The following is a 20883-nucleotide window of genomic DNA, read 5'->3' as shown; positions in this document are numbered from 1 at the left end:
CACGTTCTCACCCACTCCGCGGCATGGGATTGCCAGTCCGCTCCCGTATCCAGTCTGCTTGGAGGTGCCGGATGACACCGTTACGGGTCGTCTATGCGGGCACCCCGGATTTCGCGGTCCCGCCGCTGCGTGCGCTGGTCGAAACCGGCTACGAGTTGGCCGCGGTCTATACCCAGCCGGATCGTCCTGCTGGACGCGGCCGACAATTGCGCCCAAGTCCGGTGAAGATTGCAGCCGAAGCATTGGGCTTGCCGATTGAGCAACCTGTCACGTTGCGCGATGTCGAGGCTTACGACCGCTTGGCCGGATACAGACCTGATGTCATGGTGGTTGCGGCCTACGGATTGATTCTGCCGCAAGCCATACTCGATCTACCCCGTCTGGGCTGTCTCAATATTCATGCCTCCTTGCTGCCGCGGTGGCGCGGTGCGGCCCCGATACAGCGGGCCATCGAGGCTGGCGATGTGCAAACCGGCGTCACCATCATGCAGATGGAGGCCGGGCTCGATACCGGTCCGATGCTGGGGCTCTGGACGACTGATATCCGGCCCGAGGATACCGGCGGTAGCGTGCACGACCGACTGGCGGAGCTGGGTGCGGCGGCCCTGCTCGACGTCCTGCCAAGGTGGGCCGGCGGGGCCGTGCACGCGCAGCCGCAGGACGAGACCGCCGCCTGCTATGCGCGCAAGCTAACCAAGGACGAGGCGGGGGTCGACTGGTCCCGGCCTGCGCATGAGGTCGCGCGCAAGATTCAGGCCTTCAATCCCTGGCCGGGTGCCGAAACCGGCTGGAACGGCCAGAAGCTCAAACTGCATCTGGCACGGGCGCTTGAGTGCGTTGCCACGGCGCCGCCGGGCACGGTAATCGCGGAGTCGCGCGAGGGGATAGATGTGGCGGCGGGTGACCAATGCGTGCGGCTGTTGAGCCTGCAACTGCCCGGCAAACGCGCGCAAAGCGCGGCGGAATTCATCAATGGACGTAGCCTGCTTGGCCAGACGCTCGCCAGTTAGGGCGGCGGCGGACCCGCGGGCGCTTGCCGTGGATGTCGTGGATGCGGTGCGTCGCGAGGGTCGCTCGCTGAGCCAAGCCCTGCCCCAGGCCGAACGGAAACTGGATGCGGGGCAGCCGCGCGCACTGCTGCGCGAGCTCGCATACGGCGTGCTGCGTTATGCGCCGCGGCTGGATGTCTGGCTCGATGCGCTGGTGACCCAGCCGCTGCGTCCGCGCGATGCGCCGGTGGCTCGCATCATCCAGCTCGGTCTGTACGAGATGTTTTTTCTGAGCACGCCGGATTATGCCGCGGTCAACGAGTGCGTTCGTCTCGCCGGGGCATGTGGCCCCCCCTGGGCGGCGCGCCTGGTCAACGGGGTGCTGCGCAACGCGCGGCGGCGGGAGACCGAACTGGCGCGGTTGGCCGATTCGGTGGACAGTGCCCGCTATGCGCATCCTGATTGGCTGATCGCGCGTCTGCGCGAGGACTGGCCGCAAGCGGCGGGAGCCGTGCTCGATGCAAACCTGGCGCGCGCACCGATGAGCCTGCGGGTCAACCGGATGCAGATGGACCGCGATGCCTATCTCGAACGATTGCGTGCCGCAGGTATCGAGGCCATGGCCGGGCGCCATGGCGCAGAATGCGTGATCCTCGCCGAGCCGGTCGACGTCACGTCGCTGCCCGGTTTCGCGGAGGGCTGGGTCTCGGTGCAGGACGAAGCGGCCCAGTTGGCTGCCGCCGTGCTGGAGCCTATGCCCGGTCAGCGGGTACTCGACGCCTGTGCCGCACCGGGTGGCAAGACAGCTCATGTCCTCGAACGCGCCGGTGGTGAGGTCGAGTTGACGGCCATCGAAATAGATCCTGCCAGGCTGGTGCGCGTGGAAGAAACGCTTGCCAGACTGGGTTTGAAGGCGGACCTGCTCGCGGCCGATGCTGCACAGCCCGAGAGTTGGTGGGACGGCAGACCATACGATCGCATCCTGCTCGACGCCCCCTGCTCGGCGACCGGGGTGATACGCCGACATCCGGATATCAAGCTGTTACGGCGAGAGGCGGATATCGAAGTGCTGGCGGCGCGCCAATTTGCCCTGTTGGAAGCACTATGGCCCTTGCTGGTGCCAGGCGGCAGACTCGTCTATGCCACCTGTTCGAGTCTGCGTGAGGAAAACGAGCGGGTAGTGGAACGTTTCGTGCCTGCGCAAGCGGATGCAGTTGAGCAACCGATTTCCGCAGACTGGGGGCGGGCGGTAACCTATGGCCGGCAAATCCTACCCGGAGAGGATGGCATGGACGGTTTTTACTATGCCTGTCTGCACAAGGCACTGACGTGAGGTTCGCGGCGGTCCGCGCGTTTGTCTATGGCGTTGGCACGGCCATTGGCCTGTTCGCTGCCTCGTTTGCGCCGGTCGCCCATGCCGACAGCAGCACGTTCCGGATTCTGAGCGCCCACACCTATCGGCTGTATTCGGTGTACTACCTGGATGCCAAGGCGCAAATTCCGCTGGATGGCACCTTGCGCAACGCGCTGACCAATGGCGTCAGCGTGGTGATCGCCTATGACATCCAGATCATCCACCCGCGCGGGTGGTGGTTCGATGACACCGTAGCCACGCTGACGCAGAGCTACCGGCTGCGTTATCATGCGTTGTCCCGGCGCTTTCTCGTCGACAATCTCAACACCGGCATTTCGCGCAGCTTCTTGCGCCTGAATGAGGCGCTACGCTCGATCGCGGACCTGAATCGCCTCCCGCTGCTGGATCAGACTTTGCTCGCCAAACGACGCCACTACGTCGTTGACGTGCGCGTACGCGTGGACAGCGGCGATTATCCGCTGCCCTTGCGCGTGCGCGCTTTTCTGGATGGTGCATGGCGTCCGTCGAGCGATTGGTTCCGATGTCCGCTGAAGTGAAGCAACGCCTGACCTTGCGGGCCTGGCCTGCGGTCGTGTTGATCGCCCTGACGCTGCTGTCGGTGCTGGCTATGTCCGGGGCCGTCGAAAATTCCACACGCTTCAGCCGCCACTACATCTGGCTACTGCTGTTCAATACGGCAGTGATGCTGGCGCTGGCGGTTCTGATCGGGGCCAACTTGTTCTGGGCGATACGTCAGGCGCGCCGGCAGGAGGCCGGGGCCCGCCTGACCCTGCATCTGGTGTTGTTGTTCATCCTCATCGCGCTAGTTCCCGTCTCCGTCGTTTACCTGTTTTCCATCCGTTTCCTCGATCAGGGCATCGACAGCTGGTTCGATGTGCACATTGAGCGGGCCTTGGGCGATGCACTCGATCTGGGCCGAGGCGCGCTCAAGGAACGCATGCTCGAGTTGAAACGGCAGACGAGCAATGCGGCGGAAGGCCTTTCCGGTACCTCGGATCTGCGCCTGCCCGTCGCGCTGGTCAATCTACGCGCACAACTGCGTGCTAGCGAGGTCGTGGTGTTCGGGGCCGACGACCACATCATCGCCGCGACCACGGATCCGCCGGGCCGGGTCGTACCCAGCCTGCCACCTGCCGACGCGCTGCGCCGCTATCGTCGGGACGGCAGCTACGCCGGGCTGGAACCCGAGGGTGGACATCGCCTGCAGATACGTGTCTTGGTGGCGATTCCCGCGCCGCCGGGATCGGTGGAGGCGCTGCAGCCGCCGCGGATGCTGCAGGCCGTATATCAGGTGCCGGAGAGAACCGGAGAACTGGCCTCGCAGGTACAGGATGCCTACGACCACTACCAGGAACTCGCTTTCCTGCGCACCCCACTCAAGCAGAGCTTCGTGCTCACGCTTTCGTTGGTGCTGCTGATCTCGATACTGGCCGCGGTATGGGCCGCGCTGTTCGCCGCGCGGCGCGTGATTCAGCCGATTCGGCAGCTGATTGACGCCATTCGGCTGGTGGCTGGCGGCGATCTGCAGGCCAAGCTCCCATTGACGCGTACCGACGAACTAGGTCAGGTGGCGCGCTCGTTCAACGAGATGACCACGCGCCTGCTCAGCGGACATGAGGAAACCGAGCGCGGCCGCAGGCAGCTGGATAGGCAGCGGCGTTACCTACAGACGGTTCTGGAGCATCTTTCCTCCGGTGTGCTCACGATCGATCGCAACGGGGTGCTGCGTACCGCCAACGCCGCTGCGGTGCACATTCTGGAAACCTCGCTGGATGCGTTTCTGGGGCGCCGGCTTGCCGACATAAGCAGTAATACCCACCTCGTCTACGGCCTTTACCAGGCGATCGCGGGACGCCTGATCGGGTTCTCGGACTCATGGGAACAGGAGGTCGAACTGTTCGGCGAAAACGGCCGCAAGGTGCTCATTTGCCGTGGGGCAAAATTGCCCGAACAGCCTGGGGAAGCGGGCATCGGGGGCGGTAGCGTGATCGTATTCGATGACATCACCGCGCTGATCCGCGCACAGCGCGACGCGGCATGGGGTGAGGTGGCGCGGCGACTGGCACATGAGGTACGCAATCCGCTCACACCGATCCAGCTTTCCGCGGAACGACTCCGTCGCAAGCTGATGCCCCACGTCAGCGGCGGTGACGCACGGATGCTGGAACGTTCCACCGATACCATCGTGCAGCAGGTCGAGAGCATGAAGCAGCTGGTGAATGCCTTCAGCGAATACGCCAGGGCACCGATGATGCAGCTCAGCGAAGTGGATTTCAATGCGGCGGTGGCGGAGGTGATCGAGCTCTACGGCGCACATCCCGGCGTGGCGTTGGAATTCGTCCCTGGCGAAGAGGTGGGGTTGCTCTACGCGGATCCCGTGCGCCTGCGCCAGTTGCTGCACAATCTGCTGAAAAATGCGGTGGAGGCGGTTCAGGGCAAGCGCAAGGGCAAGGTTGGAGTGACGACAGGGCTGGTCGCACGTGATGATCAGACGTTTATGGAGCTGCGTGTCAGCGACAACGGCAGCGGCATCCCGGATCAGTTGCGCGGACAGATCTTCGAACCTTATGTGAGCGGTAAGGCCGGCGGTAGCGGGCTGGGTTTGGCCGTCGTCAAGAAAATCGTGGAAGAACACAACGGCACGGTCTGGGCGGAACCCGGAGCCGGAGGCGGTACCTGCCTGGTGGTGCGCCTGCCGCGCTGGCGCAAGCCGATGGAGGAGTTATGAGCGGGGAATACATCTTGGTGGTCGACGACGAGCCGGAGATCCGTCGATTACTGCAGGAGATTCTGGAGGATGAGGGCTACCGGGTCATGGTCGCGGCCAACGCGGCACAGGCGCGTGCGGCGGTACGGCGCCAGGTGCCGGATCTGGTCCTGCTGGACATCTGGATGCCGGAGGAGGATGGCGTCACTCTGCTCAAGTCGTGGAACGTGGAAAAGCAGCCGGCCTTCGTGGTCGTGATGATGTCCGGCCACGGTACGGTGGAGACGGCCGTCGAGGCGACACGTCACGGCGCGTTCGACTACATCGAGAAACCCATCTCGCTGACGCGACTGCTGATGACGGTGAGGCGTGGCATCGAGATGGGGCGTGCCGGACGGCAGATGCCCCCGGCCGGTGCCTCGCGCGAGCGCGCGCCCCAGCTGGTCGGATCGAGTGCCGTGATGCGCGCCCTGCGCGCCCGCGTCGAATTGCTTGCGCCGCGTCATGAACCGGTGGTGGCGGTGGGCGAGCCCGGCTCTGGCCGAACCACGTTATTGCGCGTGCTGCATGGTACGGGGCGTCGACCTGGTGGCCCGCTGGTGGATCTGACAGAACCCGAATGGGCGGAGCGTTTCGACGCGGCCATGGAAGCCACGCATCTGGAATCGCTGCTGGAAATCATGCGGGCGGCCAATGGCGGCAGCCTGTACTTGGGTGACCTGCTGCGTCTGTCGCTGGAACAGCAGAGTCGTTTGTGCGACGCGCTCGAGCTGCCGGAGGCACGTGATCTGGACGTGCGCCTGATGGCGACCCTACTGGGACCGGAGGGTCTGGATGAGGCGGTGGAGCGTGGGCGGTTGATCGGCGAGCTGGCGGCGGATTTCCGCACCGGTCAGATCCGCGTGCCGCCGCTGCGCGAGCATGTCGAGGACGTGCCCGAACTGCTGCAGTATCATACCGACCGCCTGCATCAGGACGAGGGTCTGAGCTACCGGCACTTCACCGTGGCCTCGCAGAATTTCCTACGCTATCACCATTGGCCGGGGAACATTGCCGAATTGCGCGCTCTGATCCGACTGGTCCTGGCCAGCGGACAGACGACGGAAATCGAGCCGGCCGAGGCGGAGGAGGCCCTGCGCAGCTTGCGCCTGCAGGCCGACAGCGCCCTGAGTGAGGTGCCCTCGGGGTACGGCGAGTTGTTCGAGCTGTCGCTCAAGGACGCGCGCGAGCGTTTCGAGCGCGCCTATCTGGTGCACTGGCTGACGGAGATGGGCGGCAATATTTCGCGATTGGCCGAACACGCGGGCGTCGAACGCACGCACCTGTATCGCAAGTTGAGGGCGCTGGGCATCGAGCCGCGCAAGGAACGGCGGAAACGCCCGTAGGGGATGGGATGCAATCATGAAGATCATCGTGCTCGGCGCAGGGCAAGTCGGCGGTTCCCTGTCGCACCACCTGGCCAAGGAGGCCAACGACATCACCCTGGTGGATACCCGCGCCGACGTGCTGCATGAGCTGCAGGACCGGCTCGACCTGCGCACCGTGGTTGGCCACGGCTCACATCCGGACGTGCTGGAACAGGCGGGTGCGCGCGACGCCGACATGATCGTCGCCGTGACCAGCAGCGACGAGACCAATATGGTCGCCTGCCAGATCGCCTACACCCTGTTCCGCACACCCACCAAGATCGCGCGCGTGCGGGCCAATGAATATCTCACATATACCAGCCTGTTTGCGCAGGAGGCCCTACCGATCGACGTGCTGATCAGCCCCGAGGAGCTGGTCACAAACTACGTGCAACGTCTGATCGAGCATCCCGGCGCGTTGCAGGTGCTCGACTTCGCCGAAGGCAAGGTGTCGCTGGTCGCGGTGCGCGCCTATTACGGCGGTCCGCTGGTCGGCAACGAATTGCGCACGCTGGCCGAGCACATGCCGGGCATCCAGACCCGGGTGGCGGCCATATTCCGTCGCGACAAGCCTATCTTCCCGCAGGGCGATACGATCATCGAGGCCGACGACGAGGTCTTTTTCATTGCCGCGAAGAAAAACATCCGTGCGATCACCAGCGAACTGCGCAAGCTCGACAAGTCCTACAAGCGCATCGTGCTCGCGGGCGGCGGCAACATCGGCAAGCGTGTGGCCGAGCGCCTGGAGGCGCGCTATCAGGTCAAGATCATCGAGCACAACGCGAATCGCGCGCGCTACCTCTCCGAGACCCTCGACAAGGCAATGGTCCTGCGCGGCGACGCGGCCGACGAGGGACTGCTGCTCGAGGAGAACATCGAGGCCACCGATGTATTCTGCGCCCTGACCAACGACGACGAGGCCAACATCCTCTCCGCGATGCTGGCCAAGCGACTCGGCGCACGCAAGGTGATGGCGCTGATCAACCGCACTGCCTATGTGGATCTGGTCGAGAGCGGCATCATCGACGTGGCGATCTCGCCGCAGCAAATCACGCTCGGTGCCTTGCTTGCGCATGTGCGCCGCGGCGACGTGGTCGCGGTGCATTCGCTGCGCCGCGGCGCGGCTGAGGCGATCGAGGCAGTCGCCCACGGCGACCGCAAGACCTCGCGCGTGGTCGGACGGCGCATCGACGAGATCAAGCTGCCCAAGGGCGCGACCATCGGCGCGGTGGTGCGCGGCGAGGAGGCGCTGGTGGCGCACAGCGATACCATCATCGAGGCCGAAGACCACGTCATTCTGTTTCTGGTGGACCGCTCGCGGATCAACGAGGTCGAGCGGCTGTTCCAGGTGGACGTGACCTTCCTCTGATCCGTAGCGGCGAAGCGACGCCGCGACAACGAAGCCAGGGAGCTGCATGCAACCACGCGTCATCCAACGCATACTCGGGCTGTTGCTGGTGGTGTTCAGCCTGACCCTGCTGCCGCCGGCGGGGGTAGGCGTGATCTACGGCGACGTGGGCGTGCGCCCATTTCTCGATGCCTTCCTGATTACCCTGGCGACGGGCTTCGCGCTGTGGTGGCCGGCCCGGCGTGAGCGGCGCGAACTGCGCCTACGCGACGGCTTCCTCGTCGCCGTGTCCTTCTGGCTGGTCCTGGGCCTGTTCGGCGCGATACCCCTGACCCTGGCGACGGCACCGCACCTGTCGGTGACCGATGCCGTGTTCGAGTCGATGTCGGGGCTGACCACCACGGGGGCCACGGTCATCGTCGGCCTAGACGCGCTGCCCAAGTCGATCCTGTTCTACCGTCAGGAGCTGCAGTGGCTAGGCGGCATGGGCATCATCGTGCTGGCGGTGGCAGTGCTGCCCATGCTCGGGGTCGGCGGCATGCAGCTGTACCGCGCGGAGACGCCGGGTCCAGTCAAGGATGCCAAGCTGACGCCGCGCATTGCGGAGACAGCCAAGGCCCTGTGGTACATCTATCTCGGCCTGACCGTGGCCTGCGCGGTAGCCTATTGGATCGCCGGAATGGATGTGTTCGATGCCATCGCGCAGAGTTTCTCGACGGTGTCGATCGGCGGCTTCTCGACCCACGACGCCAGTCTGGGTTACTTCCGCAGTCCGGAGATCGAGGGCGTTGCCATCGTTTTCATGCTGCTGGCCGGGGCGAATTTCGGCCTGCATTTCGTTGCGCTGCGGCGCATGAGCCTGCGACCTTACCTGCAGGATGCCGAGTTCAGGACCTATTTCGGCATTCTCGCCGCCCTCGCCGTGATCACCATAGGCTACCTGTACATCACCGGCCATTACACGCATTTCGGCACCGATTTCCGCCAAGGCCTGTTCCAGGCGGTTTCCCTCGGCACCACCACGGGTTTCACCACCGCGGCCTATCATCACTGGCCGGGCTTTCTTCCAGCCCTGCTGATCTTCGCCAGCTTCATCGGCGGCTGCGCCGGTTCGACCGGCGGCGGCATCAAAGTGGTGCGCTTTCTGCTGCTGTTCAAGCAGGGCGTGCGCGAGCTGATGCGCCTGGTGCACCCGAGCGGGCAGTTTGCGGTCAAGATCGGCCGGCGCCCGGTGGACGACCGCGTCATCGACGCCGTCTGGGGGTTCTTCGCGGCCTACGTGGCCACCTTCAGCGTGTTCATGCTGCTGCTCATGGCGACCGGACTCGATCAGGTGACCGCCTTTTCGGCGGTCGCCGCGTGCATGAACAATCTGGGCCCGGGCTTGGGCGCGGTGGGCGACAATTACGCGCACCTCAACCCCTATGCCAAATGGGTGCTGAGCCTTGCCATGCTGTTCGGCCGGCTGGAGATATTCACTCCACTGGTGCTGTTCACCCCTGGCTTCTGGCGGCGTTGACCTGAGATGCAGTTCGCCGCCGTCCAGCGGGTACTGGGTGCCCTGATCGCCGCATACAGCGTGACCATGCTGATCCCGGCGATCGTCTCGCTGATCTACGACGACGGCCAGGCCGGATATTTCCTCGATTCGTTCCTGGTGACCTTCCTGCTCGGCTTTGTTGTCTGGTTCCCGGTACGCGACAGCCGCCAGGAACTGCGCAGGCGGGAGGGCTTCCTGATCGTCGCTCTGTACTGGGTGATCCTGTCGACGGTGAGTACGCTGCCCTTCCACTTCAGCCCGCATCTCGATTTCACCGACGCCTTCTTCGAATCCGTGTCCGGGTTCACCACCACCGGGGCGACGGTGATCGTCGGCCTCGACAAGCTGCCGAAATCGATCCTGTATTACCGCGCCCAGCTCAACTGGCTGGGCGGCATGGGCATCATCGTGCTGGCCATCGCCGTGCTGCCCATGCTTCGCGTCGGCGGCATGCAGCTGTTCAAGGCGGAGACGCCGGGGCCGATGAAGGACGAGAAGCTGACGCCGCGACTGGAGCACACCGCGCGCGCGCTGTGGAGCATCTACGTGGGCCTCACCGTCGCCTGCATCATCGGCTACTGGGTCGCAGGGATGAGCTTTTTCGACGCGGTGTGTCAGGCCTTCGCCACCATCGCCACCGGTGGTTTTTCCACCCACGATGCCAGCTTCGCGTACTGGAACAGTCCATGGATCGACGGCGTCGCCGATGTTTTCATGTTCCTCTCCGGCATGAACTTCGCGGTGCATTACCTGGCAATCATGCGTGGCTCGGCGCGCCCCTACGTCAGCGACCCGGAAGTGCGCGCCTACATCGGTTTCGTCGCCGCCAGTATCCTGGTGGTTACCCTCACGTTGTGGTTCACCCGCACCTATCCCGGTTTCCTGACCGACCTGCGCTACGCTGCCTTTCAGGTGCTAACGACGCTGACCTGCTGCGGTTTCACCAGCGCCCCGTTCAATCACTGGCCGCTGTATCTGCCGGTGCTGCTGATGCTGATTCCCATCGTCGGCGGTTGCGCCGGTTCGACGGCCGGCGGCATGAAGGTGGTGCGGGTGCTGCTCGTGGTCAAGCAGAGTTTCCGCGAACTGCACCGCCTGAATCACCCGCGCGCGGTGGTGCCGGTCAAGCTGGGCAAGACGGTATTGCCGGAACGGGTGGTGAGCGCGATCTGGAGCTTTCTCGCGGCGTACGTGCTGGTCTATCTCATGTTCATGCTCGCGCTGATGGCGGCAGGGCTGGACTGGGTGACGGCGTTTTCGGCGGTGTCCGCCTGCATCAACAACATGGGGCCGGGTCTCGGCTCGGTATTCGCCAACTTCGCCGGCATCAGCGAGCCGGCCAAGTGGATCTGCTCCTTCGCGATGCTGGTCGGGCGCCTGGAGGTATTCACCCTGCTGGTGCTGCTAACGCCCATGTACTGGCGGACTTGAGATGTCCGGCGATACGCCCGACTGGGACGTGCGCTACGCCGGACGCGACCTGCGCGAAGCGCAACCGGCGCAGGTCCTGCTCGATTTCGCGCACTTGCTGCCGGCGCAGGGGCGTGCGCTGGATCTCGCCTGCGGCCTGGGCGCCAACGCCCTGTTCCTGGCGCATCGCGGGTTGGATACCGCTGCCTGGGACAGTTCGCCGACGGCGATTGCGGCCCTCGAACGTGCGGCCGTGGGTCTGGGGCTGGCGACGGAGATCAGGGACGTGGTCGCCGATCCACCGCCGGCCGAGGCCTTCGACGTCATCGTGGTGAGCCGCTTTCTGGAACGTGCACTGGCGCCGCGACTGGCCGATGCGCTGAAACCGGGCGGACTGCTGTTCTACCAGACCTTCGGCCCGGCGGAAGTCGACCCCGCGCGCGGGCCGCGCCGCCCGGCTTTCCGGCTTGCGTGCGGCGAGCTGCCGCGCCTCTTTCCGACACTGGCGCTCTGCGTGTACCGCGAGGAGGGTGCGCTCGGCGATACGACGCAGGGGCTGCGCGACGAGGTCTACGCGGTGTTCCGGCGGTTGCCGGGCGGGCTTGCCGACCCGCCCTTGCCGGCTTAGCCTGGCGTCATGGACATGATCGAGCGTTTCGAGGCCATGCTCGCCGCGGGGCAGGACAACGCCCTGCTGCGTTTCACCCTGGGCGGAGCCTGTCTCAAGGCCGGGCGGGTGGACGAGGCCGTCGCGCATCTGCGCGAGGCGGTGGCGCAGGATTCCCAGTATTCGGCTGCATGGAAGCTGCTGGGGCGTGCCCTTGCGGATGCGGGCCAGACCGACGCGGCAATCGAGGCCTACGACCGCGGAATCGAAGTAGCCGAGGCGCGCGGCGACAAGCAGGCAGCCAAGGAGATGGCCGTGTTTCGCCGACGCCTGGCGCGCGCCGGGGAAGCGCCCAAATAGAACGAACGGGCCGGATGCCCGGCATCCGGCCCGTTTCAGCAGAAAGCCCGTCCGCTCAGAGCGCCTTGAGTTCGAGCTCCTTTGGCGTGGCGCGGATGAAGCCGTGCTTCTCGTAGATCGCCTGTGCCGAGTCGGTGGCCAGGTATTCCAGGAATCGCTTGGCATTGGCCTGATTGCGCCCGTTGGTCAGGCCGCCGATGGCGTAGCCGACCTGGTCGGCCATGCTGTCCTTGGGCGGCAGGGCGACACCCTCCACCGGGCTGCCCAGCGACTGGGCATAGACCACCTCGGTAGCCCACAGGATGCCCGCGTCCGCCGTGCCGTGCGCAATGCGGTAGGGCGTTTCGCGGTGGTGGCGGGCGGTAAACCAGGTCTTCTTGGGGATCGCCCAGCAGTGCTTGCAGCTACGGTCCGCGGTCAGTTTTTCGTAGAGGCCGTTCTGCTTGAGCATGGGCATCACGTAGAACTTGGCGATGCCCTCGGTTATCGGATTGGGCAGCGAGACCACCACATCGTCGCGCGCCAGGTCGGCCACGCCCGTGATGCCCTTGGGATTGCCCTTGCCGACCATGATCTCCAGCTTGTTGTGGGTGTAGATCATGTACTCCTTCATCAGCCCCTTGCCGGCCAGCGTGCGCAGGTGGTCGAGATTGACGCTGGCGTACAGATCCGGATTCCTGGCCGTCTTCTGCTTGTTGATCTCGCCCTGGTTGAGGATCTGGCCCTTCAGGATCTGGCCGGGCGGGATGGTCTCGACGTACACGGACCTGATGTCCGGATGGCGCTTCTGGAAGTCCTTGATCAGATCGTCCATGACCATGAACTGATTGCCGGCGAGATACATGACGAGATCGGCCTTGTAGGAATCGCCGATCCGGCCGTAGGCGACCTTCCCACCGGATTCGAAGGTCCGGTAGTCGTGATGCAGCCCTGCGGCATCCTTGTTCACCGCCATGGCCTCGTGGCTGGCGGCCATGGCGGCTGCCGGCAGCAGGCCGATGGCGGAAACGAGCAACAGATTGCGCAACATGGTGAATCCCCCTTTCGTTGTGATAGTTGTCTGTCCCGGGATGATCGGGACAGCTAATGAGTCTAGTCGACGCAAGAGGGCAGGGCGGCGTTTGGTCGGCTCTTAGCCGGGGCGACGCGCGAAGCGCCGATAGCTCCACAGATACTGCTCGGGGCATAGACGGATCAATGTCTCGATGCAGCGATTGAGTTCGCCGGCCGCGACGGCGGGGTCCTCGGCGTGGATCTCGGGCCCGGCTGCAACGCAGTGCACGCGATAGCCCCGGCCGCGCGGCAGGCGCTCGCAGAAGGCGAGCACGACCGGCGTGTGCGCGCGTCGCGCCAGCTGCGACAGCAGACGCATGGTGTAGGCCGGCTGGCCGAAGAAGGGGGCGAATACGCCGCCGCTGCCCTTGGGCGTCTGATCGGGCAGCATGCCGACGACGCCGCCATCGTCCAGCCTGCGCCGCAGCGCGCGCAGGCCCGCCAGCGTCGTGGGGACAAGCTCGGAACCGGTGCGGCTGCGCGCTCCGCGGATGAAGCCGTCCAGGGTCTTCATGCGCGGAGGACGGTAGAGCGCGGTGGTCGGGCGCAGGGTGGCCAGGCATAAACCGGCGAATTCCCAACTGCCGAGATGGGGCGTCGCGATGATCGCCTCGCCGTGTGCGCCGGCGGTCTCGAGCAATTCGGCGTGTTCGCCGTAGCTCAGCAGGCTGCGCAGTTTGCGGGCGTCCTGACGCCATAGCCAGGGCGCCTCGGCCATGGCGCGCGCGCTTTCGATCAGGCTGCGACGACCGATGCGCAGCCGCCAGGCAGGGTCATGTTCCGGAAAACAGCGGGCGAGGTTGTCGAGGGTTTCCCGACGCAGCTTGGGCGACAGCCGCCAGGCCAGCGCGCCCAGCGCGCCGCCGAGGGTCTGGTTGGTGCGCAGCGGCAGGTGGGCGAACAGCCCGAGCAGCCAGCGGACGAGGAGTTCGCGCACGGGGTCAGGCGTCGTCCGGGAGCCCCGCGGACATCAGCGGTCTGAGCGTGGAAAGCAGATTGCGGAACAGCCGCGGTTGCTCGGCCTCCTGTTGCGCGAGCAGCTGCTTCATGTGCTCGCGCTGCGTCGGCATGGCGAAGCAGGCGGGGCAGTTTTCGCTGATCACCGGCAGATGTGCACTTTCGGCAAAGGCGCGCGTCTGGCGTTCGCGCACGTAGACCAGCGGGCGGATCACGCGCAGGTCGCCGGCATCGATGCGATAGTGGGCCTTCATGGTGCGCAGCTGGCCGCCATGAAAGGCCGACATCAGGAAGCTCTCCGCCAGATCGTCCAGGTGCTGCGCCAGGGCGATGACATTGTAGCCCTCGCGCCGTGCGGCCGAGTACATCACGCCGCGCTTCATGCGTGCGCAGAAGGCGCAGAACGAGTCGTTGTCCATGTGCGACTCGGCCAGTTCGAGTATCCGTTCGCGCTCGTAGAGATATGGCACGCCGAGTGCGGCCAGATAGGGGATCAGCGGGCTGGGATCGAAATCCGGCGACTGCGGGTCGACGGTGACCGCGCCGAGCTCGAAACGGATCGGCGCTCGCCGCTGGAAGTGCAGCAGCAGCATCAGCAGGCTGAGCGAGTCCTTGCCGCCGGATAGGCCGAGCAGGACGCGGTCGCCCTCGCGGATCATGCGAAAATCGACCAGGGCGCGCCCGGTGAGGCGGGTCAGCGACTTCGGCGGCGGAGCCGGAATGGGATGTGGAGTGTTCATGCGCGCAAAATAGGTTGACCGGCGCGCAATGGCAAGCGCGCGGACCGGGTTATGCTGTGCGGCGTGCCCGGCCATTCATGCAGAAGGAAGACCGATGAACCGCTTGAGCCTGTTCCCCAATATTCTGCCCTATCGCACGCACGCGTTGGAGGTGGACGATCGCCATACCCTGTATGTGGAGGAGTGCGGCCGGCCGGACGGTCTGCCGGTGGTGTTTCTGCACGGCGGCCCCGGCTCGGGCTGCGAGGCCTGGCACCGCCGGTTTTTCGATCCGGCGATCTATCGTATCGTGCTTTTCGACCAGCGTGGCAGCGGGCGCTCCACCCCGCATGCGGAACTGACCGACAACACGACCGCCCATCTGGTCGCCGACATCGAGCGCATTCGGGAATACCTGGAAATCGATCGTTGGGTGCTATTCGGAGGGTCGTGGGGCGCCACCCTGGGTCTTGCCTATGCGGAAGCGCATCCTGAGCGCGTGCGCGGAGCGGTCCTGCGCGGCATCTTCCTGTGCCGCGCACAGGACATCGCCTGGTTCTATCAGTCCGGCGCGGGTCGTCTGTTCCCCGATTACTGGCAGGATTTCCTGGCCCCCATACCCGCTGCCGAGCGCGGCGATCTGGTGGGCGCCTACCGTCGCCGCCTGGTGGGCGAAGACGAGGTGGCGAGGATGGCGGCAGCACGGGCCTGGTCGCTGTGGGAGGGGCGTACTGCGACGTTGTATCCCAACGTGACGGTGGAGGAACACTTCGCCGATCCCCACGTGGCCCTGGCGCTGGCGCGGATCGAAAATCACTACTTCGTGCACCAGGGTTTCCTGGAGCCGGATCAGTTGCTGGCGCAAGCCGGGCGGCTGGCGGGCACTCCCGGGGTCATCGTGCATGGCCGTTATGACGTGATCTGCCCCGTCGACCAGGCCTGGGCGTTGTCCCAGGCCTGGTCGGGCTCACAGCTGGAGATCGTGCCCGATGCCGGGCATTCGGCGGCTGAGCCGGGCATCGTGGACGCCTTGATCCGGGCCACCAACGGTTTGGCGGCGCGGTTGGCGTGATCGCCCTGCTGCAGCGCGTCAGCCAGGCCAGCGTCAGCGTCGAGGGCGAGACGGTGGGCGAAATCGGTGCGGGTTTGATGGTACTGCTGGGCGTCGAGCGCGGCGACGGCTTCGCGCAGGCGGATCGAATCCTGGAACGTATCCTCGGCTATCGGGTGTTCGCCGACTGTGAGGGCCGGATGAATCTGAGCCTGCGCGATACCCAAGGGGGGTTGTTGCTGGTTTCCCAGTTCACGCTCGCGGCGGATACGGATAAGGGCATGCGTCCGGGTTTTGCCTCGGCGGCCGATCCGGAGCAGGCGCGGGCGTGCTTCGAGCATCTGGTCGGCGCCGCAAGAGCGCAGCATGCGCCGGTGGCCACAGGGCGCTTTGGGGCGAATATGTCGGTTGCACTGGTCAACGAGGGGCCGGTCACCTTCCGCTTGAGGGTACCGCCGGACGAGGCTGGTCGCGTGTAGTGGATCAGCCCTGGTAGTGCTTGGGTGGGGCGACCGGGACGCCCAGATTGCAGAGCTCGGAGAGGCGTTCGCGTTCGAGCAACCGAATCGCCTTGCGCTCGACGGCGATCAGCCCGTCCTGCTGAAAACGGGTGAACAGCCGGCTCACGGTCTCGACCGCGAGGCCGAGGTAATTGCCGATGTCGCTGCGCGACATGCTCAGATTGAAGGCTTGTGCGGAGTAGCCGCGCAGTTCGAAGCGTGAGGCGAGGTTGAGCAGGAAGCTGGCCAGCCGCTCCTCGGCGCTACGGTTGGCGAGCAGACGCATGAACTGTTCGTCGGAGTTGAGCTCTCGACTCATGATGCGCAGCAACTGTCGCTGCAGTCCGTCGACCTCGTGCGCCAGCGATTGCAGGCGGTCAAAGGGCAGTTCGCAGACGCTGGTGGTTTCCAGGGCCACGGCCGATTCCGGGTGGAGTCCACCGCCGATGGCGTCGAGCCCGAGCAGTTCACCCGGCAGCAGGAAGGCGTGAATCTGTTCCTCGCCACCGTTGGTGCTGGAGTAGGTCTTGATCGATCCGGAACGAACCGCATACAGCGCCTGGAAGGCCTCTCCCTGGCGGAACAGCGTGGCGCCGCGTTGCAGGGGGCGGCGCCGGTTGACGATCTTGTCGAGGCGTTCGATGTCGCCGCGGGACAGGCCTAGCGGTAGACAAAGATCCTGAAGCTGACATTCGTTGCAGGCGCGGGACAATGTGCGGATGTTGAACGACGACGTCGGCTCCACGCAGCGTATCCTCCCAAGCCAGCCAATGGGTCGCTAGCTTAACAAAAATTTGCACTCTGCGTATCGCCAGTGCCCAGGATGCTATTCGCTTGGGCTATGGATACATTATGTTATGCTCTGACACCCGACTACCGCCCGCCCTGTCGGCATCCATCATGCAAGCACGTACGGCTGAAGTTCAGCGCGAAACCCTGGAAACCCGGATCCGCGTTCGCGTCGATCTGGACGGCACCGGCCAGACCCGTCTCGACACGGGTGTGCCCTTCTTCGACCATATGCTCGACCAGGTGGGCCGTCATGGGCTGCTCGACCTCGAAGTGGAGGCGCAGGGCGATCTACAGATCGACGCGCATCATACGCTCGAGGATATCGGCATCACCCTGGGCCAGGCCTTCGCCAAGGCGTTGGGCGACAAGCGCGGTATCCGTCGCTACGGGCATGCCTACGTACCGCTCGACGAGGCCCTCGCGCGCGTCGTCGTCGACTGCTCCGGGCGCCCCGGGCTGGTCCACGAGGTGGACTATCGCCGCGCACGCATCGGCGAGTTCGATGTCGATCTGATCCACGAGTTCCTGCAGGGCTTCGTCAATCATGCAGGCGTTTCCCTGCATGTCGACAGCCTGCGGGGGCGCAACGCGCACCATATCGCCGAGACCGTCTTCAAGGCCCTGGGCCGTGCCCTGCGCATGGCGGTGGAAGCCGACCCCCGCGCCGCGGGGACGTTGCCTTCGACCAAGGGCGCACTCTAGGGGCTGTTCACGCTATGGGGTGGAGTGCTGTTGTGACTGAAAAACCGCCAATCAAGGCGCGAGGAGCGTAGTTTGGTGATTCCAAATCAGCGACGAGCAACGCCGAGTGGCGGTTTTTCAGCCGCGATCCGTAGGGCCGGGCCGCTCTTTGCGTCTCGCGGTGTTGCCGTTCGCTCATGTGGCCGGCCGCGCCGTGCTCACGGCGCCTGGCGAACCACGCAAAGCGGCTCCGGCAGCAACCGTCCCATAGCGTGAACAGGCCCTAAGACAACCACGAACTCAAGACCGGTTCACTAAAGATATGGCCGTCCTGGCAGTCATCGATTACGGCATGGGCAACCTGCGTTCGGTTGTCAACGCGCTGTCGCGCGTGGCACCGGCCGGCGATCGCATCGTAGTGACCTCCTCGCCGCAGGCGGTGCTGTCGGCCGACCGCATTGTCTTCCCCGGGCAGGGTGCGGCACGCGACTGCATGCACGAGATCGCTGCGCACGAATTGACCGAGGTCGTGAAGACCGTGGCCGGCCAGCGGCCGTTTCTCGGCATCTGCATGGGTATGCAGGTGCTGCTCGAACATAGCGAGGAGAACGGCGGCATCCAGCTGCTCGGCCTGTTTCCCGGGACGGTGCGCTATTTCGGCGTGTCACCCCGCGATTCGCGTACCGGCGAGAGGCTCAAGATCCCGCACATGGGTTGGAATCAGGTGCGGCAGGCGCGCGCGCATCCGCTATGGTCGGGGATACCCGATCTTTCGCGCTTCTATTTCGTGCACAGCTACTATGCCGCACCCGCGGACCCGGGCATCGTCGCCGGTACCGCGGAGTACGGCATCGATTTCTGCGCCGCGCTGGCGTGCGACAACATTTTTGCCATTCAGTGCCACCCTGAGAAAAGCGCGGAGGCCGGTTTGCGCCTCCTGCATAATTTCGCGCGCTGGAATGGCGAACCCCAGACAACTTAAATGGCTGGCAAATGCAATGATGATGGGAGGTAGGGGTTCATGTTGTTGATACCGGCGATCGATCTCAAAGACGGGCAATGCGTACGCCTGCGGCAGGGGCGCATGGAGGATGCCACGGTCTTTTCCGAAGACCCCCTGGCGGTGGCTGAGCGCTGGGTGGCTGCCGGCGCGAGGCGGCTGCATTTGGTCGATCTCGACGGCGCCTTTGCCGGCAGCCGGCGCAATGCGGCGATCGTCGAGCAGATCGCGCGCACCTATCCCGACGTGCCGGTGCAGGTCGGCGGCGGGGTCCGCGACGCGGATACGGTGCAGGCCTATCTCGACGCCGGCGTCAGCTACGTCATCATCGGCACCAAGGCGGTGAGCGCGCCGCATTTCGTCAACGACCTCTGCCTGGAGTTTCCACAGCACATCATCGTCGGACTGGACGCCAAGGACGGACGCGTCGCGGTCGATGGCTGGTCGAAGCTGTCCAACCATGACGTCATCGACCTGGCCCAGCATTTCGAGCAGGACGGGGTGGCCGCCATCGTGTACACCGACATCAATCGCGACGGCATGCTCAGCGGCGTCAATGTCGAGGCGACCACTCGGCTGGCGCAGTCGGTGCATATCCCGGTGATCGCTTCCGGAGGCGTCAACAACATGGACGACATCGAGGCCCTGTGCGCGGTGGAGGACGAGGGCGTCAGTGGCGTGATCATCGGCCGTGCGCTGTACGAGGGCACGCTGGACTTCACTGCGGCGCAGAAGCGCGCCGACGAACTCGCGTCAGCGGACTGAAGTCATGCCGCTCGCCAAGCGCATCATTCCCTGCCTCGACGTCGACAATGGCCGCGTGGTCAAGGGCGTGCGCTTCGTCGACATCCGCGACGCCGGCGACCCGGTGGAGGTCGCGCGCCGCTACGGCGAGCAGGGCGCGGACGAGATCACCTTCCTCGACATCACCGCCAGCAGCGACGAACGCGAGACCATGGCCCACGTGGTCGAGGCCGTGGCCGCGCAGGTCTTCATTCCCCTGACCGTCGGCGGCGGTATCCGCACCCTGGAGGACATCCGTCGCATCCTCAATGCCGGGGCCGACAAGGTGGCGATCAACTCGGCCGCGGTGGCGCGGCCCGAATTCGTGCGCGAGGCCGCCGAGCGCTTCGGCAACCAGTGCATCGTGGTGGCCATCGATGCCAAGCGCGTCAGCGCGCCAGGCGAGCCGCTGCGCTGGGAAATCTTCACCCACGGCGGGAGGCGACCGACCGGCATCGACGCCATCGAATGGGCGGTACGCATGGCCGAGTACGGGGCCGGCGAACTGCTGGTGACCAGCATGGACCGCGACGGCACCCGCGAGGGTTTCGATCTCGAACTGATGTGCACGGTCAGCGAGGCCGTGCCGGTGCCGTTGATCGCCTCCGGTGGTGTGGGCAACCTCAATCATCTGGCCGAGGGCATCACCCGCGGCCATGCGGATGCGGTGCTCGCGGCAAGCATTTTCCACTTCGGCGAACATACGGTCGGCGAGGCCAAGGAGCGGCTGGCCGCCGAAGGCATCGAGGTTCGCTGGTGAAGTCGGCGCGCGAGGCGCGGTGCGTGCAGGTACAATCCGGATGATGAACGCGACGAACACGCAGCCGCCCTCGAACGACTGGCTCGACGAGGTGCGATGGAATAGCGACGGTCTGGTGCCCGTCATTGCCCAGGATGCGGAAAGCGGAAAGGTGCTCATGTTCGCCTGGATGAATCGCGAGGCCCTGGCGCTGACCGCGGACTCCGGCGAAGCGGTCTACTGGTCCCGCTCGAGGAGCCGCTTGTGGCGCAAGGGCGAATCATCCGGGCACGTGCAGCGGGTGCGCGGCCTGCGCCTCGACTGCGACGGCGATGCGCTGCTGCTGAGCGTCGAACAGCTCGGCGGCATCGCCTGCCACACCGGGCGGGCAAGCTGTTTCTACAGCGAACTGCACGCAGGCCGGTGGGTGCCGGTCGATCCGGTGCTCAAGTCTCCGGAGGAGATCTACGGATGAGCGAGGCGATACTGGAACAGCTCGCACGCACCCTGGAGGAGCGCAAGCAGGCCTCGCCGGAGAGTTCGTACGTGGCGAGCCTGTACGCCAAGGGTCTCGACGCCATTCTCAAGAAGATCGGGGAAGAGGCGACCGAGACCGTGATGGCGGCCAAGGATGGCGTCGACGAGAAGATTGTCTACGAGGTGGCGGATCTGTGGTTTCACACCCTGGTGCTGCTGGCGCACCAGGGGCTCGGACCCGATAGCGTGCTGACCGAGCTCGCGCGCAGGACGGGTATTTCGGGCATCGAGGAAAAGGCGCGGCGCGAGCAGTGAGCCCGGGTGCCGCATGCATGATAGTCTGGCGGGCCGACCAATAGGCTGGCCGGAACAGGACAAGGGCGTGGATG

Annotated in this window: 22 protein-coding genes; 18 read left to right on the top strand and 4 right to left on the bottom strand. The window is 65.3% G+C overall.

The features are described from left to right. Positions 1-71 precede the first annotated feature (71 nt). The 10 genes from fmt to BJI67_RS14965 are packed head-to-tail and all read left to right on the top strand — an operon-like array spanning position 72 to position 11742. Entirely contained in the window at positions 72-1010 is a 939-nt protein-coding gene (fmt, locus tag BJI67_RS15010; RefSeq protein WP_070073726.1) for a methionyl-tRNA formyltransferase, read from the top strand. Beyond that, a complete protein-coding gene (gene rsmB / locus BJI67_RS15005) occupies positions 973-2322 on the top strand; it encodes a 16S rRNA (cytosine(967)-C(5))-methyltransferase RsmB (protein ID WP_070073725.1) in 1350 nt (449 codons plus the stop codon). The genes fmt and rsmB overlap by 38 nt, the downstream gene beginning before the upstream one ends. Then, positions 2319-2900, top strand: coding sequence for a DUF4390 domain-containing protein (locus tag BJI67_RS15000; protein WP_070073724.1), 582 nt, complete (start codon positions 2319-2321; stop codon positions 2898-2900). Before rsmB ends, BJI67_RS15000 begins: the two co-directional genes overlap by 4 nt. Beyond that, complete coding sequence (locus tag BJI67_RS14995; protein ID WP_070073723.1) at positions 2885-5092, top strand: ATP-binding protein; 2208 nt, start codon at positions 2885-2887, stop codon at positions 5090-5092. The genes BJI67_RS15000 and BJI67_RS14995 overlap by 16 nt, the downstream gene beginning before the upstream one ends. Next, on the top strand, positions 5089-6456 hold the full coding sequence (locus tag BJI67_RS14990) for a sigma-54-dependent transcriptional regulator (protein WP_070073722.1): 1368 nt from the start codon (positions 5089-5091) through the stop codon (positions 6454-6456). Before BJI67_RS14995 ends, BJI67_RS14990 begins: the two co-directional genes overlap by 4 nt. Positions 6457-6472: 16 nt before the next feature. Beyond that, complete coding sequence (gene trkA / locus BJI67_RS14985; protein WP_070073721.1) at positions 6473-7846, top strand: Trk system potassium transporter TrkA; 1374 nt, start codon at positions 6473-6475, stop codon at positions 7844-7846. Between the two features lie 46 nt (positions 7847-7892). Then, complete coding sequence (locus BJI67_RS14980; RefSeq protein WP_070073720.1) at positions 7893-9344, top strand: TrkH family potassium uptake protein; 1452 nt, start codon at positions 7893-7895, stop codon at positions 9342-9344. A 6-nt stretch (positions 9345-9350) separates the two neighbouring features. Beyond that, a complete protein-coding gene (locus BJI67_RS14975) occupies positions 9351-10796 on the top strand; it encodes a TrkH family potassium uptake protein (protein WP_070073719.1) in 1446 nt (481 codons plus the stop codon). 1 nt (position 10797) lies between these two features. Beyond that, positions 10798-11403: a class I SAM-dependent methyltransferase gene (locus BJI67_RS14970; RefSeq protein ID WP_070073718.1), complete on the top strand. Its 606-nt coding sequence runs from the start codon at positions 10798-10800 to the stop codon at positions 11401-11403. Positions 11404-11418: 15 nt separating this feature from the next. Then, complete coding sequence (locus BJI67_RS14965; protein ID WP_407922804.1) at positions 11419-11742, top strand: tetratricopeptide repeat protein; 324 nt, start codon at positions 11419-11421, stop codon at positions 11740-11742. 55 nt (positions 11743-11797) lie between these two features. Here the strand turns inward: BJI67_RS14965 and BJI67_RS14960 are convergent, their stop codons facing one another. The 3 genes from BJI67_RS14960 to BJI67_RS14950 all read right to left on the bottom strand — a co-directional run bounded on the left by BJI67_RS14960 (position 11798) and on the right by BJI67_RS14950 (position 14492). Continuing rightward, on the bottom strand, positions 11798-12772 hold the full coding sequence (locus BJI67_RS14960; RefSeq protein WP_083250927.1) for a molybdate ABC transporter substrate-binding protein: 975 nt from the start codon (positions 12770-12772) through the stop codon (positions 11798-11800). Between the two features lie 102 nt (positions 12773-12874). Further along, a complete protein-coding gene (locus BJI67_RS14955) occupies positions 12875-13732 on the bottom strand; it encodes a lysophospholipid acyltransferase family protein (protein WP_070073716.1) in 858 nt (285 codons plus the stop codon). 4 nt (positions 13733-13736) lie between these two features. Further along, complete coding sequence (locus BJI67_RS14950; RefSeq protein WP_070074195.1) at positions 13737-14492, bottom strand: tRNA 2-thiocytidine biosynthesis TtcA family protein; 756 nt, start codon at positions 14490-14492, stop codon at positions 13737-13739. 94 nt (positions 14493-14586) lie between these two features. Between BJI67_RS14950 and pip the strand changes: the two genes are divergently transcribed. Together pip and dtd are read left to right on the top strand one after the other, a co-directional pair. Then, positions 14587-15543 (top strand): prolyl aminopeptidase, encoded by a 957-nt coding sequence (gene pip, locus BJI67_RS14945; protein WP_070073715.1) that lies wholly within the window; start codon positions 14587-14589, stop codon positions 15541-15543. Then, on the top strand, positions 15540-16001 hold the full coding sequence (dtd, locus tag BJI67_RS14940) for a D-aminoacyl-tRNA deacylase (RefSeq protein ID WP_070073714.1): 462 nt from the start codon (positions 15540-15542) through the stop codon (positions 15999-16001). Before pip ends, dtd begins: the two co-directional genes overlap by 4 nt. Before the next feature lie 4 nt (positions 16002-16005). Here dtd and fnr read toward each other — a convergent pair whose 3' ends face one another. Further along, positions 16006-16767 carry a fumarate/nitrate reduction transcriptional regulator Fnr gene (gene fnr / locus BJI67_RS14935; RefSeq protein WP_070073713.1) on the bottom strand — a complete coding sequence of 254 codons (762 nt, stop codon included), beginning with the start codon at positions 16765-16767 and terminating at the stop codon, positions 16006-16008. Between the two features lie 155 nt (positions 16768-16922). Between fnr and hisB the strand changes: the two genes are divergently transcribed. The 6 genes from hisB to BJI67_RS14905 all read left to right on the top strand — a co-directional run bounded on the left by hisB (position 16923) and on the right by BJI67_RS14905 (position 20809). Continuing rightward, complete coding sequence (hisB, locus tag BJI67_RS14930; RefSeq protein WP_070073712.1) at positions 16923-17516, top strand: imidazoleglycerol-phosphate dehydratase HisB; 594 nt, start codon at positions 16923-16925, stop codon at positions 17514-17516. Positions 17517-17817: 301 nt separating this feature from the next. Continuing rightward, entirely contained in the window at positions 17818-18477 is a 660-nt protein-coding gene (gene hisH / locus BJI67_RS14925) for an imidazole glycerol phosphate synthase subunit HisH (RefSeq protein ID WP_070073711.1), read from the top strand. Positions 18478-18516: 39 nt separating this feature from the next. Next, a complete protein-coding gene (gene hisA, locus BJI67_RS14920; protein WP_070073710.1) occupies positions 18517-19260 on the top strand; it encodes a 1-(5-phosphoribosyl)-5-[(5-phosphoribosylamino)methylideneamino]imidazole-4-carboxamide isomerase in 744 nt (247 codons plus the stop codon). 4 nt (positions 19261-19264) lie between these two features. Then, positions 19265-20038 carry an imidazole glycerol phosphate synthase subunit HisF gene (hisF, locus tag BJI67_RS14915; RefSeq protein WP_070073709.1) on the top strand — a complete coding sequence of 258 codons (774 nt, stop codon included), beginning with the start codon at positions 19265-19267 and terminating at the stop codon, positions 20036-20038. Positions 20039-20081: 43 nt separating this feature from the next. Then, positions 20082-20492, top strand: coding sequence for a phosphoribosyl-AMP cyclohydrolase (gene hisI / locus BJI67_RS14910; RefSeq protein WP_231940951.1), 411 nt, complete (start codon positions 20082-20084; stop codon positions 20490-20492). Beyond that, a complete protein-coding gene (locus BJI67_RS14905) occupies positions 20489-20809 on the top strand; it encodes a phosphoribosyl-ATP diphosphatase (RefSeq protein ID WP_070073707.1) in 321 nt (106 codons plus the stop codon). Before hisI ends, BJI67_RS14905 begins: the two co-directional genes overlap by 4 nt. Positions 20810-20883: the final 74 nt, after the last annotated feature.

The organism is Acidihalobacter aeolianus (assembly GCF_001753165.1).
Classification (GTDB): Bacteria; Pseudomonadota; Gammaproteobacteria; order DSM-5130; family Acidihalobacteraceae; genus Acidihalobacter; species Acidihalobacter aeolianus.
Note: the sequence above shows the minus strand (reverse complement) of the source record. Positions and strands in the feature narration are given on the sequence as shown.